Source organism: Cohnella rhizosphaerae, from assembly GCF_029525575.1.
GTDB classification, from domain to species: domain Bacteria; phylum Bacillota; class Bacilli; order Paenibacillales; family Paenibacillaceae; genus Cohnella; species Cohnella rhizosphaerae.
Map to the genome: position 1 here is coordinate 1,003,988 of NZ_JAPDIA010000003.1, position 15,349 is coordinate 1,019,336.

At 59.0% G+C, this 15,349-nt stretch carries 12 protein-coding genes and 4 pseudogenes; 14 read left to right on the forward strand and 2 right to left on the reverse strand.

What is annotated here, in order from left to right:
• Window positions 1-97 precede the first annotated feature (97 nt).
• The 3 genes and pseudogenes from OMP40_RS10195 to OMP40_RS41435 all read left to right on the forward strand — a co-directional run bounded on the left by OMP40_RS10195 (window position 98) and on the right by OMP40_RS41435 (window position 3,266).
• Window positions 98-989: pseudogene (locus OMP40_RS10195) on the forward strand (carbohydrate ABC transporter permease).
• Window positions 989-1,828: a carbohydrate ABC transporter permease gene (locus OMP40_RS10200; RefSeq protein WP_277533090.1), complete on the forward strand. Its 840-nt coding sequence runs from the start codon at window positions 989-991 to the stop codon at window positions 1,826-1,828. The pseudogene OMP40_RS10195 and the gene OMP40_RS10200 overlap by 1 nt, the downstream one beginning before the upstream one ends.
• Window positions 1,829-1,942: 114 nt before the next feature.
• A pseudogene (locus OMP40_RS41435) lies at window positions 1,943-3,266 on the forward strand (ABC transporter substrate-binding protein).
• Between the two features lie 729 nt (window positions 3,267-3,995).
• Here the strand turns inward: OMP40_RS41435 and OMP40_RS41440 are convergent.
• Both OMP40_RS41440 and OMP40_RS41445 read right to left on the reverse strand, forming a co-directional pair.
• A complete protein-coding gene (locus OMP40_RS41440; RefSeq protein WP_420871956.1) occupies window positions 3,996-4,289 on the reverse strand; it encodes a hypothetical protein in 294 nt (97 codons plus the stop codon).
• 73 nt (window positions 4,290-4,362) lie between these two features.
• Window positions 4,363-5,136: pseudogene (locus OMP40_RS41445) on the reverse strand (IS110 family RNA-guided transposase); the annotation flags it as partial.
• A gap of 864 nt (window positions 5,137-6,000) precedes the next feature.
• Here OMP40_RS41445 and OMP40_RS10215 point away from each other — a divergent pair.
• From OMP40_RS10215 to OMP40_RS10265, 11 genes and pseudogenes are all read left to right on the forward strand, one after another.
• Complete coding sequence (locus OMP40_RS10215) at window positions 6,001-6,918, forward strand: basic amino acid ABC transporter substrate-binding protein (RefSeq protein ID WP_277531119.1); 918 nt, start codon at window positions 6,001-6,003, stop codon at window positions 6,916-6,918.
• A 17-nt stretch (window positions 6,919-6,935) separates the two neighbouring features.
• Entirely contained in the window at window positions 6,936-7,592 is a 657-nt protein-coding gene (locus OMP40_RS10220; RefSeq protein WP_277531121.1) for an amino acid ABC transporter permease, read from the forward strand.
• 8 nt (window positions 7,593-7,600) lie between these two features.
• On the forward strand, window positions 7,601-8,323 hold the full coding sequence (locus tag OMP40_RS10225; protein ID WP_277533091.1) for an amino acid ABC transporter ATP-binding protein: 723 nt from the start codon (window positions 7,601-7,603) through the stop codon (window positions 8,321-8,323).
• Window positions 8,324-8,742: 419 nt separating this feature from the next.
• Window positions 8,743-10,630: pseudogene (locus OMP40_RS10230) on the forward strand (LTA synthase family protein).
• A gap of 118 nt (window positions 10,631-10,748) precedes the next feature.
• Window positions 10,749-11,990: a DUF445 domain-containing protein gene (locus OMP40_RS10235; RefSeq protein WP_277531123.1), complete on the forward strand. Its 1,242-nt coding sequence runs from the start codon at window positions 10,749-10,751 to the stop codon at window positions 11,988-11,990.
• Between the two features lie 174 nt (window positions 11,991-12,164).
• Complete coding sequence (locus tag OMP40_RS10240) at window positions 12,165-12,899, forward strand: hypothetical protein (protein ID WP_277531124.1); 735 nt, start codon at window positions 12,165-12,167, stop codon at window positions 12,897-12,899.
• A complete protein-coding gene (locus OMP40_RS10245) occupies window positions 12,865-13,422 on the forward strand; it encodes a sensor histidine kinase (protein WP_277531125.1) in 558 nt (185 codons plus the stop codon). Before OMP40_RS10240 ends, OMP40_RS10245 begins: the two co-directional genes overlap by 35 nt.
• Window positions 13,382-13,927 carry an ATP-binding protein gene (locus OMP40_RS10250; protein ID WP_277531126.1) on the forward strand — a complete coding sequence of 182 codons (546 nt, stop codon included), beginning with the start codon at window positions 13,382-13,384 and terminating at the stop codon, window positions 13,925-13,927. The genes OMP40_RS10245 and OMP40_RS10250 overlap by 41 nt, the downstream gene beginning before the upstream one ends.
• Window positions 13,893-14,108: a response regulator gene (locus tag OMP40_RS10255; RefSeq protein WP_277533092.1), complete on the forward strand. Its 216-nt coding sequence runs from the start codon at window positions 13,893-13,895 to the stop codon at window positions 14,106-14,108. The genes OMP40_RS10250 and OMP40_RS10255 overlap by 35 nt, the downstream gene beginning before the upstream one ends.
• Before the next feature lie 103 nt (window positions 14,109-14,211).
• The gene (locus tag OMP40_RS10260; protein ID WP_277531128.1) at window positions 14,212-14,904 is read left to right on the forward strand and encodes an acyl-CoA dehydrogenase family protein; all 693 of its coding nucleotides are present in this window, start codon (window positions 14,212-14,214) and stop codon (window positions 14,902-14,904) included.
• On the forward strand, window positions 14,858-15,349 hold the full coding sequence (locus OMP40_RS10265; protein WP_277531129.1) for an acyl-CoA dehydrogenase family protein: 492 nt from the start codon (window positions 14,858-14,860) through the stop codon (window positions 15,347-15,349). The genes OMP40_RS10260 and OMP40_RS10265 overlap by 47 nt, the downstream gene beginning before the upstream one ends.

Consider the following 15,349-nt stretch of genomic DNA (forward strand, 5'->3'; position numbering starts at 1 on the left):
CCGAGGTCAATATATTACACCAAACCCATCATATCTATCGGTGGTCCATGTCGCAATATCGCTTTATATTTTACATAACGGAAAGGGAGTGTGCCTCATGGCTAAACGCGGCGGTAAATCCGGAGAATGGCTGCAGCAGCTCGTGTTTGTCGGGCCGGGCCTGATCGTCTTTTCGATCATCGTGCTCGTGCCGTTTATGCTTGGCTTTTATTACTCGTTCACCGAGTGGAACGGTCTCGACCTGAACAAGGCGCATTGGACGGGCATGGACAATCTGAATCGCATTTTCATGCGCGACGACAAGTTTTGGGCCGCCTTCGGCTTCACGCTGCGTTTTACGGCGGTCACGGTGCTGGCTTCGAACCTGCTGGCGTTCGTGCTGGCGCTCATGCTGACGCGGGCGCTGAAGACGCGCAATCTGCTGCGGACGGTGTTCTTCGTGCCGAACGTCATCGGCGGCATTCTGCTCGGCTATATTTGGCAGTTTATCTTCACCAAGGGCTTCAAGACGGTCGGGGAAATGACCGGCTGGTCCTTCTTCGAGCAGCCGTGGCTCGGTACGGCGGGCACCGGCTTCTGGGGGGCTCGTCATCGTGTTCGTCTGGCAGTCGGCCGGCTACATGATGGTCATCTACATCGCGGCGCTGACCGGCGTCCCGAAGGACATGCTCGAGGCGGCCACGATCGACGGCGCGGGCTACTGGCAAAGCATCCGCAAGGTGACGCTGCCGCTCATCATGCCGGCGGTCACGGTATGCTTGTTCCTCACCATCTCCAATGCCTTCAAGATGTTCGACCTGAACCTGTCGCTCACAAAGGGCGGCCCGGGGACGTCGACCCAGTCGCTCGCCTACAATATCTACGCGGAGGCGCTGGTGAATAACCGGTACGGCCTCGGCACGGCGAAGGCGATGCTGTTCTTCCTGGCCGTCTCGCTGATCGCGGTGACGCAAGTATGGCTCACCAAGCGCAAGGAGGTGGAAGCGTGATGAACCGCGAACGTTCGCTGCGCTACAGGCTCGCCGGCATCGAGGTTTTCGCGATTTTGCTGGCGCTGCTGTTTCTCGCTCCGTTTTACTTCGTGCTCGTCAATTCCCTCAAGACGCTCGGCGAAATTCTAGTCGACGCGGCCTCGCTGCCGGACGCGTACAAGTTCTCGAACTACTCGCGGGTGTGGGACATGATCCGCTTCCCGACCGCGCTTCGCAACTCCGTCGTCATCACGGCGATCAGCGTCGCCGGCATCGTGACGATCAGCTCCATGACCGCTTACCGGCTCGTCCGCAAGCCGACGCGCTTCAACAACCTGCTTTTCCTTGCGTTTATCTCGTCGATGATCATCCCGTTCCAGTCGGTCATGCTGCAGCTCGTGCGCGTGACGAGCATTCTGGAACTGCGCGGCGACCTGCTCGGCATCGTCGTCTGTTATCTCGGCTTCGGCCTTGCGCTGTCGGTGTTTTTGTTTCACGGGTTCATCAAAGGCGTGCCGCTCGAGATCGAGGAGGCCGCGGTCATGGACGGCTGCTCGCCTTACGGCGTGTTCTGGCGGATCGTATTCCCGCTGCTGAAGCCGATCGCCGTCACCGTCGTCATTCTCAACACGCTCTGGATCTGGAACGACTACCTGCTGCCCGTGCTCATCATCGGCTCCAACAAAGATTTGACGACGATTCCGCTCGCGGTCACGCGGTTTTTCGGACAATATACGAAGCAATGGGATCTCGCGCTCGCCGGTCTCGCCATGAGCGTCACTCCCATCGTCTTGCTTTTCCTGCTGCTGCAGAAGTATATCGTCGAAGGCATCACCGCGGGCTCGGTCAAAGGATAGGGTCCGGGTCAATATGTTACACTTTTGACATCAACATCGTCGGTTCTGTGCAAACGTTTTCTCCTCTATACTCGACTCTGTAGCCAGAACATTGAATACATGGGAGGTCATTACATGAAACGCATCTCCGCAGGCATTTTGATCGCATCGCTCCTGACCGTCGCCGCAGGCTGCGGCAACAACAACAACGGCAACGCCTCCCCGGCATCGTCCGCGCCTGCCTCGGGCGCATCGTCTTCCGCGCCGGCATCGTCCGCGGCGGCATCCTCCGACGCGCCCAAGAAGGACGTCACGATCAAGGTATTCCAGTTCAAGGTCGAGATCGCCGACGCCTTGAACAAAATGGCCGAAGCCTACGAAAAAGAAACGGGCGTCAAGGTCGAAGTGGAAACGCACGGCGGCGGCGAGGACTACAACGCGCTGCTGAAGGCCGAAATTGCTTCGGGCTCCGAGCCTGAGATTTTCAACTCCGAAGGCTATGCGGCGCTTGAGCCCTACTACGACCGCGCGACGGATCTGTCGGGCGAAGCTTGGGCCGCCGACGTCGTCAATTCGGCTGCGGCGCCGGCTCGCGTAGACGGCAAGCTGCTCGGCATGCCCATGAATATCGAGGGATACGGCATCGTTTACAACAAGGATCTGTTCGCCAAAGCGGGCATCACCGAACTGCCGAAGACGCTGACGGCGCTCGAAGCCGCGGCCAAAAAAGCTGCAGGATGCCGGCATCACGCCATTCTCCACCACGAACGAATGGTGGTCGATCGGACATCACACGATCAACGTCGGTCTCTCCGAGCAGGCCGACCCGGTCAAGTTCATCGAAGACAACAAGGCGGGCACCGCTTCCTTCAAGGGCAACGCCGTGTTCGAGAAGTGGATCAAATACGTCGATCTCGTCTTCAAGAATTCGCAAAAGGATAAGCTGACGACGGACTACGCGACGCAGGTCGCCACGTTCGCCAGCGGCAAAGCGGCCATGATTCAGCAGGGCAACTGGATTCAAGGCGACGTCGACAAGGTCGCCAAGCTGAACCTTGGCATGCTGCCCATCCCGATCGACGACAGCGGCAAAGCGCGCATCTACACCGGACCGGCGAACTTCTGGATCGTCAACAGCAAGTCCAAGAACGCCGAAGAAGCCAAGAAGTTCCTGGCCTGGATGGTCACCTCCGAGACCGGCAAGAGCTACATTACGAAGGAGTTCAAGTTCATCCCGGCGCTCGTCACGATTCCGGCGACGCAGGAAGACATCGGACAGCTCGGCGCTGCCGTATCCGAGCAAGCGAAGGAAGCCGGCGGCTGGAACTGGGGCCGGTACCCGGACGGCGTCATCCAGGGCTGGGGCGCGGCGATGCAGGAATATCAAGGCGGTTCGATCGACAAGGACAAACTGTTCGAGAAGTTCGATCAGGCCGTCAAGGATATCGTCAGCAAATAAGAAGCTACTATTTATGAAGCTACTATTTATATAGTAGAAACAGGTGCGAACAAAGATCAGGGCTTCATGGGAGGCATGCCTCCCATGAAGCCCTTTTCGAACGATCGGAGCCCGTATCGCGAACGTGAAATCGCAGACTGCGCTTGTTAACGATGCGGCGGCGATAGGAGGGAGGCAGGCGGCTCGCATCTATGAAAATTGCGGGTAGCGAGCGGAATGCAAATCGGACAGAGGATGTCGCCGGGCATCGGCATCGGCATCGGACACAGCAACCGCTGATATGAACGAAACTGTCAAGCGTCTCTGTTTGCACCCGTGTTTTTGACAATAGCGAATAGAAGCCTGTCAAGCGATTTTCTTTACAGGCGGTCGCATCATTTCCCATACTTTTCTGGATCTCCGGCATGGAAATGCCCGGAGGTGCCCCTACGGCGAGTAACGGGGTGCAGGGGGCGTCGCTCCCTGCGTTTCCCCTTTAGGGGACGGAAGGGGGCAATTCTTCTTTAGCTCAGAGGCAAAAGCAATTCGCTGGTCGGCAATCTGATATTCGTGGATTCACACATGTTATTCATACGTCTGGAGAGCTTACCCGCTAACTATTGACGAGCATAAGCATTCGCTTGCTCAAGCGGCTCACGCGGTTTTCTCTCCACCTTGCCTGATTTTGCCTCTGAGGTAAAAAAAGAATCGCTTCCCCCTCAATCGCCTCCTTTGTTCGGACCCGTTGTTTTACACCGCTGCTTGCAAACGAAGCTTCTCGATCTCCTTAGCAATCGCCCATACAAACCCCGCCAGTTCTCTGGCAATCGCGACCGCGATGCAACCCTTGTGCTTTCCTCTTCGCGCCAGACTCCAATACTTCTTGTGTAATCGATGCTGCGCGCTCCAGGCAATCGACTGAACCTCCGGTGGCAGCCCCTCGATACGGTCGCGCATTCTTCTGCGAATCGCGGGCGCGTGTCGGTAACTTTTCGCGGCTTCCACCAGTACCCGACGCAGATGCGCATTCCCGGCTTTCGTTATACGGCCTTGCCAGCGGCTTGCTTCCCGAGGAGTATTCGCTGCTGACCAGTCCGCAGTAACTCATAAACGAAGAGGCGGAGTGAAAGCGGTCGCTGCTCATCATCTCGGATGAAAGCGTAACGGCTGTGACGGCTGCTACGCCTCGCAAGGCTTGCAGCGCTTGAACGACCGGCGCCTGCTCGCTTAAAGCGGCTTGTTCTTCAATTTGCTTTTCGTATCGCTTGATTCGCTCCTTCGTTTCCCAAATCGATTGGCGGTACTCCTGAAAGGTCATTTGTTTGCAGCTGTCCTCGGGAATACGCAGCGTATCCAGCCATTCCTCGTACGCGAAAGTTCCGGGTTTGGCGCCTTTGGCGTCCTGAAGCTGGTGGCGAAGCAGAAACTTGCCCAGTCGTTGCTTAAAACGATTCAAATCCTCGACCGCATCCTCGCGTGCGCGAACGAGATCCCGCAAGCTTTCGTCTGCTGGCGTGGGCACGTATACCGGCGTCAGTTCTCCTGCGCGATACAGCTGTGCGAGTCGAATGGCATCCCGTTTGTCTGTTTTGACCCGGTCGCCGGCACGCTTGGGAATGAGCGAGGGCGCGACCACGCTGCAAGCGATGCCTGCCGTCAATAGCCAACGATAGAGCACATAGCCGGTGGGACCTGCCTCGTAACAGACCCTTAAAGTCACCTCCTCTTTCTCACCCGGACGACGCAGCCTTTGCAGGAGTTTCAATACCGCTTCCTTGCTATGCTCGATGACGCCAAAGTACCGTGCTTCTCCTCGTCCCTCATCCGCAAAGGCAACCGCGATTTTGGATTTGGATACGTCTAAACCTACGTACTTGATGGCCATACTCATACTAAACCGACTCCTTTTGCTTTGAGCTCTGTATTTGGTAAATGGGTTGTTTCTGTAAACGCCATTTTTCCCAAATGTAACCTCCGAGATAAGCAAACAGGATGTCGGTTTCGTTCATGATAACTATTTCGGAAAAACGGGCCGATCTGCGATCGTTTCGGACCGGAGGGACGTTATTGCCCCGTATCGAGGCTGAAACAGGTCGGTAATCTCGAAATAACGGCCCCCGGGTCCGCAAAACGGTCTTCGAATCGCGATAGGAACAAAATAAGGGCTCCTCGGTCCGTCCGGTGCGCGCTAGCGCGCAGAGCAAAAGGTCGCTGGCGGCAGGTAACGCTGTACAACGCCTCTTCTGCCCGGAATACGCCGCATCCCGTCAGGTAACGCTGTACAGCGCCTCTTCTGCCCGGAATACGCCGCATCCCGTCAGGTAACGCTGTACAGCGCCTCCTCTGCCCGGAATACGCCGCATCCCGTCAGGTAACGCTGTACAACGCCTCTTCTGCCCGGAATACGCCGCATCCCGTCAGGTAACGCTGTACAGCGCCTCTTCTGCCCGAAATACGCCGCATCCCGTCAGATAACGCTGTACAGCGCCTCTTCTGCTCGGAAGACTCCGCATCCCGTCAGGTAACGCTGTACAACGCCTCCTTCGGCTCGAAATACGCCGCAGTTCCGTAAGGCGAAGCTGTAAGCGCCTTCCCGTAGCACGATGCTAAAAAGAGGATTTCGAAGAATTATACTAATGTTTAATAAAATATGCCCTTTGATGTTAACTTATAAAGCTGAAATTAATTTTTTCCATTGCCATCCTCGCATTCTAGCTGATAGAATGAGTGCTGACTAGAATGTGGGAGGTTATTCATGTTGAGAAAGCTGACATCTATTATATTGACTGCCGCGCTGGCAGTGGGCCTGTCCGCTTGCGGCGCGAAGGAAGATTCCAATGCGAACGCGGGCGGCGCGGCCTCGACGGAAGCGGGCAAGGTCACGCTGAAGTTCGCGACAGACGCGAGTTACGCCCCGATGGAGAGCATGGACAAGGACAAGATCGTCGGCTTCGACGTCGACTTCCTGGACGCCGTCATGAAGGAAGCCGGCTACGACTACAAGCTGGACAACACGGGATGGGACCCGCTGTTCGCGGACCTTGGCAGCAAGAACCACAAGTATGACGCGGGTATCTCGTCGATCTCCATCACGGACGACCGCAAGCAGACGTTCGATTTTTCCGTGCCTTATTTCGAATCGGTGAACATGATCCTGACCAAAGATAACAAGCCGGTCAAGGACGCGCTCGAGCTGAAGGGCAAGAAGGTCGCCGTTCAGGGCGGCACGACCGCCGAGACGTTGATGAAGGGCATCATGGGCGACGACAATGCGAGCCTGAAGCGCTTCGACAGCAACACGCTTGCGCTGATGGAGCTGGAGAACAACGGCGTCGACGCCGTCGTGGCGGACTTCGCCGTCGTGCAGGCTTACGTGCAGCAGAATCCGGACAAGAAGTTCAGCGCGATCTACGACCGCACGAACTTCGCCTCCGAATACTACGGCATCCTGCTGCCCAAGGACACGGACCCGGCCGTCAAGGAGAAGATCGACGCGGCCGTCGAGAAGGTGCGCGCGAGCGACGAATACAAAGCGATGTATAAAAAAGTGGATCGGCGTCGAGCCGGATACGAGCAATTTGGTTACGGCCAAGTAAGGTCGGGCATAATCGGCAACGATTCAGGAAGCAGGGGGCATGCGGCCCGGGCAGACCGGGGCGCATGCTCTCTTTGATGAAAGAGGGTGCGGGCGTGTACTACGCATTTAGATTCGATATTATCGAGGATTACTTGCCCCTGCTGCTGAAGGGGACCCTGCTGACGATCGGCATCTCGCTGGCGGCGATCGCCATCGGCGTCGTCTTGGGGCTTTTCATAGGCTTCGGCAAAATGGCGCGCTTCTGGCCGCTGCGGTGGCTGATGAGCGGCTACATCAACGTGTTCAGAGGAACGCCGCTCATCCTGCAGGTCCTCATTATCCACTTCGGCGTCATTCCGCCGATTCTGGGGACGACCAACGGCATCGTCGCCGCCATCCTGGCGCTCGGACTCAACTGCGCGGCCTACTCCGCGGAGATCTACCGGGCGGGCATCGAATCGATCGACGCCGGGCAGCGCGAAGCCGCTTATTCGCTGGGCATGACCCATGCGCAGACGCTGCGCCATATCATCGTACCGCAGGCGGTGCGGCGGATGATCCCGGCGTTCGGCAACGAGTTTATCGTCCTCGTGAAAGACTCGTCGTTCGTCGCGTGGATCGCGGTGCCCGAGATCATGTACTGGGCCAACGCGGCCAAAGGACAATACTACAAAGTGTGGGAGCCGTACCTGGCTGCCGGCGTGATCTACTTCGTGCTCACGTATACGCTTAGCAAGCTGCTCCAATGGTTCGAGAGGAAGGTGAAGTGATGGAGCCGATCATCCGAATGAGCGGGGTCGCCAAGTCTTTCGGCAAAAACAAGGTGCTTCACGACATTAACCTGGATGTTGCGCCGCAAGAAGTGGTTGTCGTCATCGGTCCTTCCGGGTCAGGTAAATCGACGATGCTGCGCTGCATCAACCTGCTCGAGCGGCCGGACGAAGGCGACGTCGTCATCGACGGTCATTCGCTCACGGCCAAGGGCACGAACATCGCGGATATCCGTACCGAAGCGGGCATGGTGTTCCAGCGTTTCAATCTTTTCCCGCATAAGAAGGTGCTGGACAATCTGACGCTGGCGCAGATTCAGGTGCGCAGGCGAACGCCCGAAGAAGCGAAGGAAAAGGCGATGTCGCTGCTGCGCAAGGTGGGGCTCGCGGACAAGGCGGACGCCTATCCGGACTCGTTGTCCGGCGGACAGGCCCAGCGGGTCGCGATCGCGCGGGCGCTCGCCATGGACCCGAAGATCATGCTGTTCGACGAGCCGACCTCGGCGCTCGATCCCGAGATGGTCGGCGAGGTGCTCGCCGTCATGAAGGAGCTCGCCTCGGAGGGCATGACGATGGTCGTCGTGACGCACGAGATGGGCTTCGCGCGCGAGGTCGGCGACCGGATCCTGTTCATGGAGTCGGGGGCGATCGTCGAGGAAGGCCCGCCCGAGCAGCTGTTCGAGCGTCCGCGAACGGAGCGGACCCGGTTGTTCCTTTCCAAAGTGCTGTGAAATAACGACGCTCTCTCCGCGGCCGCGACGCCAAGGAGGGGGCGTTTTTGCTGATGAACCTCAAGTTGAGACGAGCGGCCGCGGCACTTTAGCTGTATTTAAGGAAGAGATACGGAACCTTGTCCCTCCATGCTTCGTTTATGTTAAGGGAGCGTAAGTAAGGGTAAGGACCTATTTATCTTTGGGCTTTTCAATTTATTCCCATTCAATGCGGTCATATCGGCTCGATTTGGCTGGCGGGAACGCTCAAAAAAGCCGGAATTTCAGCTTTTTTTCGCGGCTTATGTCTTTTGACATGCGGCTCCATTCGAGGCATAATTAAAAACGTTGTTTACAGACCGATTACAAAAACGATACTGAATTGCGTACTTGGATACCGTTTGAAAATAAGGCATTGCTGCAAGAGGAGAGTGCTTAAGATGCGAGTTTGGAATGCGATTAAATCCAAGCCGATCCTATGGTTTTCACTGATATTGCTCGTAAAGGGCGCGCTGGCTTGGTTTGTCATCTTCGACGACGGCCCTTCGTGGATGACGGTGCTGACCGAGATTCCGTTCATTCTGATCGTCTTCTGCCTGATCGAGTGGTTCGCGTCCAAGCGCAAGCTGCTCTATTACATGATCGTCAACCTGTCGATTACCCTGCTCTACTTCGCCGTTCTTATGTACTACAAATACTACGGCGTCATCGTCACTTACCATGCGCTCGAGCAAGCGGACAAGGTGACGAAGGTGGGAGAGAGCACCTACTCGCTGCTTGATCCGTACTACCTGCTGATTTTCATCGATATCGTCATTTTCGCGTTTTATATGGTCCGGCCGAAATATATCGCCCGCTTCACGAGCATCGGCATGCGCAAGGTCAACCGTACTGCGCTGCTCGCGACGTTCATCGTGTCCGCCGCGCTCTGCATCTTCAACATCTGGCCGAATCACGCCAGCATGAACGAGAATAAAAAAGGCAGAGGGCATGGGCATCCTCAACTACGAGGTTTATACGATTTTTGCCGACAGCACGGTACAGGAAGAAGTCATCGACATAAAGGAGATCAATCAACCGGCGATCGACGCGCTCAAAGGCGGAGAGCAGCCGGCCGATCCGGCGCTCTGGGCTGCGGCCAAGGGCAAGAACCTCATCGTCGTGCAGATGGAATCGTTCCAAAACTTCCTGATCGGCCTTACGATCGACGGCCAGGAGATCACGCCCAACATCAACAAGCTGGCGGCCGGCGATTTCTACTTCAACAACTTCTACACCAACGTGGGCCAGGGCACGACTTCCGATGCCGAGTTCGTCGTCAACACGTCCCTCTACGTGCCGCATCACGAGGCCGCCACGTCTTCGGACTACATGGACAAGGCGCTGCCGAGCTTGCCGCGGCTGATGTCGTCGAACGGCTACGATACGGCGACGTTCCATACGAACAGCGTGGACTTCTGGAATCGTTCGCTGCTGTACAAGGCGATCGGCTTCGACAAGTACTACGATCAAGCCTTCTACGGCGACGACGACCATATTGCGTTCGGCGCTTCGGACGAAGTGCTGTACGCGAAGACAGTTCCGGAGCTGGTCAAGATGGACGCGGCGGATAAGCCGTTCTACGCGATGGTCATCTCGATGAGCGCGCACCATCCGTACCGGATACCCGAAGGCAAGGACAAGATCAAGCTGCCCGCCGAGTACGACGGCACGCTTGTCGGCAATTACATTCTGGCTCAGAACTACGCCGACTATGCGATGGGTCAATTCCTTGAAGAGCTGAAGTCCAGCGGCCTGTGGGACGACAGCGTCATCGTATTTTACGGCGACCACCAGGGGCTGCCGCTGTATTCGCTGGATAACAAGGAAAAGGCATTGATGGAAGGGATCTTCGGCCGGGAGTACGGCTACACGGACATGTTCAACATTCCGTTCATCGTCCACGCGCCCGGCGTCTCTTACGGCAAGACCTTCGAGCAAACGGGCGGTCAGATCGACGTCCTGCCGACGGTCGCCAACCTGCTGGGCGTGTCCGTGAAGGGCCAGATCCACTTCGGCGAGGATCTCATGAACCGCACGAGCAACCTGCTGCCGATGCGCCACTTCCTGCCGACCGGCTCGTTCGTCAACGACACGTCGGTGTTCCTGCCGGGCGTCGGGTTCGAGGACGGCACCAACTACGACGTCAAGGACAACAGCATCAGCGCAGGCGGTTCTACCGAAGCGCAGTACGATGCGGCGCTTCGCCTGCTGAACATGTCGGACAGCTACGTCAAGCAGCTGCCCGAGCTGCCGCTGGGCGGCGGTCCCGTATCGGGCGCCAAGTGACGCGAAGCATGCGCGACTTACGGACGGAGAAGACGGGTGAATCCCGCGCTTCCCCGTCCGTTCTCTTTTTGGGTATCATATATACATAGAATATAGAAGCCGAAGGAGTCTACCGAACATGCCCGGACAAGCTAAGCATACGGCCGCCATATCCCTTGGCATCATGGGAGCAGGATTCCTGGCCACATTCCCCTTCGGAGGCTGGGGCGGCGCCTTGCTCCACGGCGGCTTCGAGGCGGGGCTCGTCGGCGGACTCGCCGATTGGTTCGCGGTCACCGCCCTCTTCCGTCATCCGCTCGGCATCCCGATCCCGCACACGGCGCTGCTGCCGCGCAACCGGGACAAGGTCGTTCGCTCGCTCATCCAGGCCATCGAGACCGAGCTGCTCACCAAAGAGAGCATCGTCACCAAGACCGCCGAATTCAAGATCGGCGAGCGGCTGCTCGACTTGCTCGAGACGCATCGCGAGGACGCCGCCGCCGTGGCCGTTCGCGTGAGCGAGTTCGCGCTGGAGCATCTGCCGATGGACCGGATCGTCCCGATGCTCGCCCGCGCGCTCGAGACGAAGGTACGCGACCTCGATACGGCCGGCCTGCTGCGCAAGCTCGGCGACGAGACGCTGGCAAGAGGCTACGATGAAAAAGCGCTGGCCTTCCTGATCGACAAGGCGGGCGGGCTCGCTTCCCGCGAGGAGACCCGGAGACAGCTCGGCATTATCGGTTCGGCGGCGCTGCAGAAGCTGCAGGTCGGCGGGCTGATGGGATTTGCCGTGAACGCCTTCATCTCCTTCATGGATGAAGAGAAGATCGGCGGCCTGCTGCAGAACGCGATCGTCGGCACGCTGTCGGAGATGCGGCAGCGAGAGGACCATCCGTTGCGCGAGATGCTGCTGGAGACGCTGAGGGGCGCGATCCGCAATCTTCCGGAGTCCCCTTCCGTATTGGAAGAGCTCGACGGCTGGAAGGCGCGGCTCGCGGACGGCGGCGCGATCGAACGCCAGCTGGCCGGTTGGCTGGAGGATCTGCGCGTCAAAGCGCTGGCCTTCGTGCGAGAGCCCCGTTTCACCGAAGACTACGTATTGCCGGCGATCTCCGGGCTGCTTGCCAGCCTCCGGGCGAACCCGCAGGTGATCGAGCTGTTCCAGACATGGGTGCAGGAACGGATCGCCGGCTTTGTCGAGCGCAATCACTGGAAGATCGGCAAGCTCGTGAAGGAAAATATCGACAGGCTGGACAACGATGCCCTGATCGAGATGATGGAAGACAAGATCGGCGGCGATCTGCAGTGGATCCGGGTTAACGGCGCCGTCTGCGGCTTCCTCATCGGTCTGGCGTTGGAAGGGATCAACCTGCTCGCGTAGGGCGCGGATAAGTTCGGCAGGTGCGGGGCGCATGCGCCCCGCGCCTATTCGAGGTCGGTGCGAGGCGCGAAGTGCCGAACCGGCGAACCGCTCCCGCCAAATTCGTCGTTCGACCGCGTGTAAAGGGGGGGCGATTTGTTATAATGGTTAGAAGCTCCCAAGAGGCGGTGCACCGTGGACGATATCAACGCGTTTTTGCGTATCTTCTTTATCAACGTCAGCACGATGCTGACGCTCCTTTATCTGGCAAGCCTGCTTTACAAATACGTCGTTTACAAGTGGCCTTCGGCATGGAAAGAAACGCTGTTCATCGTTCTTGCGATCGTATGCGGATGGACGACGATGAAGCTCGGCTTCAGCTTTTCGAAGACGGTCATGTTCGATATGCGCTATTTGGCCGTCATCGTCGCGCCGCTGTTCGTGCGAAACCGGCTGTCTGTCCTGGTCATCGGGCTCGGCATCGGCCTCGCTCGGCTGTCCTTCGGGTTGAATCCGGCGGCGCTCGTCGGCAGCCTGAACATCGTCGCGATGAGCTTGCTCGTCCTCTTCATCCTATGGCTGGCGCGCCGCAGGCGGTGGCCGGAGCTCCGCAAGATGATCACGATCGTCATCTCCGTCAACATCGGCAACGTGGCGTTTATCGCGCTGTTCGGCATCATCCCCCCGCAGACATTATCTGGTCGATATCGCGCCGGGCACCTTCCTGATCAGCCTGTTTTTATGCTTCGCCTTCATCTTCATCCTGCGAGAGTTCATGACGGAGGACAAGCGCTCGCACAAACTGAAAATCTATGCGGCCCGGCTGGAAAAGCAGTACCGCATCTCCGAGGAAAAGGGACGCTCGCTCGAACGGGCGAAGCAGGAGCTGGAGACGATGTACGCCCAGGTTCAATCCGCCTCGCGCTATAAGTCCGAATTTCTCGCCAACATGTCCCACGAGCTTCGAACGCCGCTCAATTCGGTGCTCGTGCTCGCGCAGCTGCTTGAGGAAAACGTCGACGGCCGGCTCAGCGAGGAAGAGGTCGGCTACGCCCGCATCATCCATCATTCCGGCAAGGAGCTGCTCGGGCTGATCAACGACGTGCTGGACTTGTCGAAAATCGAGGCGGGAAAACTGGAGCTCGATCGCTCGGTGTTCAGCATGCGCGAGCTGCTGGGCCATATGGACGAGCTGTTCCGTCCGATCGCATCGCGCAAGCGGCTCTCTTTCACGCTGCGCAGCGAGGCGGACGTGCCCGAATATTTGCACACGGACGAGCAGCGGCTGAAGCAGATCATTAACAATCTGCTGTCCAACGCTTTGAAGTTCACGCAGGAAGGCTATGTGCGCTTCGTCGTCTCGCGCGTGCCGGAGGGTAGGCTGCTGGCGGAAGGGGGGATTGGCCTTCGAGGTGGAGGATACCGGGATCGGGATCGCGGCGGACAAGCATGAGGCGATCTTCGACGCGTTCTTTCAGGCCGACGGCTCGATCAGCCGCTCCTACGGCGGGACGGGCCTCGGCTTGTCCATCGCGAGGCAATTCGCGGTGCTGCTGGGCGGGGACATCCGGCTCGAGAGCGAGCCGGGACGCGGCAGCCGGTTCACGCTGCTTCTGCCGTGGCCGGCGCTGGTCACCTCGGCGGTCGATGCTGCGGCGCCTTCGGGGCGGGATACGGAGGCGACGGAGCAGGCGGCGTCTCTGGAGACGCCGGCGCTGCGCGCGCCGGGACGTCCCGCGGCAGGCAGTCCGGCGGAATCCGTACCCGCCACGCACTGCCTGCTGATCGTGGACGACGACGAGCATAACGTCTATTCGCTGCGCGTCGCGCTCGCCGCGAAGCGCTTCGACGTCGTCACGGCGTCCTCCGGAGGGGGAGGCGCTGGGGCTGCTGTCGGGGAACGCGAGGATCGATCTCGTGCTCATGGACATTATGATGCCCGGCATGAGCGGCCTTGAGGCGATCGCCAGCATTCGGGCGATGCCCGGCCGCAAGGAGCTGCCGATTATCGCGCTTACCGCGAAGGCATTCGCGGAGGACGGCGAGGAATGCCTTCGCGCGGGAGCGGACGGCTACTTGTCCAAGCCGGTGAACGTGAACGAGCTCGTGCGCGAGATACGCGTCCGTTTACGAACATGAGAGAGGCAACATCCGGATAGGAAAAAGAGATTGGAGTGGCACGCGTTTATGGGGAAATCGGACAAGGGCATATCGGAAGCGCTGCTGGCGCTAGTCGCGAAGGTTGCCCGCGGCCATCGAACGAGACGGCAGGCTGCCGCAGGACATCCTGGAGCGGATTTACGAGGAGCGGCTGTTCAAGCTCTTCGTGCCCGAAGCGCTGGGCGGGCGCATGACGCCGCTGCCGGACGCCGCGCGTATTTTCGAGCAGGCGGCTTATGCCGACGGCAGCTTCGGCTGGCTCGTGACGATCGGTTCGGGCGGCGGCTTCTTCGCCGCGACGCTGCCGGAGGAGACGGCCGAGACGCTGTTCGCGGATCCGCGGGCCGTCATTGCGGGCAGCGGCCATCCGACGGGCGTCGCGAAGGCGGTGCCGGGCGGCTATCGGGTGAACGGCGGCTGGAAATATTGCAGCGGGGCCGGTTATGCCAGCTTCTACACCGCGAATTGCATCGTGGAGCGGAGCGGGATCGACGTTCGCAGGAACGAGGTCGCTGACGGTCGAGCTGGCGATTATCGGGCTGAAGAACGGGCGGAAGAACGAGCTAAAGAACGAGCTAAAGAACGAGCAGAAGATCGAGCGAGCGAACGTGCGCCCGAGATTCGTTCGTTCGCCTTTTTTGCCCGATCAAGTGGAGGTCGTCCGGGATTGGGACGCGATGGGGCTTCAGGCGACCGAAAGCCATACGATCCGCGTCGCGGACGCGTTCGTGCCGGATACGCACACCTTCGATATCGCCTCCGTCCCGCGTTATGACGATCCGATCTATCGCTATCCGTTTATGCCGTTCGCGCAGGTCTCGTTTGCGGCGGTCGTCGTTGGGCTGGGACGGCGATTCCTCGATGAAGCCGCCGCGCTCGCGGGCACGAAGCGGAACGAGTGGGATCGCGCTTATGCCGGCCGATACGAACGGGTATCGGAGGCCATCGAAGGACAGCGAAAATTGCTGGCGACGGCTGCCGACCGGTTTTATGGAGAGACGGCATCGTCTTGGCAGACGTTTGCCGAACGGCGCGAGCTGCCCGACGAGACGGTGCGGCGCGTCGGCGGCGCTTGCGTCGAAGCGGCCCGAACGGCCGTCGGTGCCGCGCATGCGGTCTGGCCGATGCTGGGTATGACTGCGCTGATGCGGCGGGAGACGGTCAATCGCGTATGGCGCGATCTGCATACGGCCGCGCAGCACGGCGTGCTGAATCTGTAG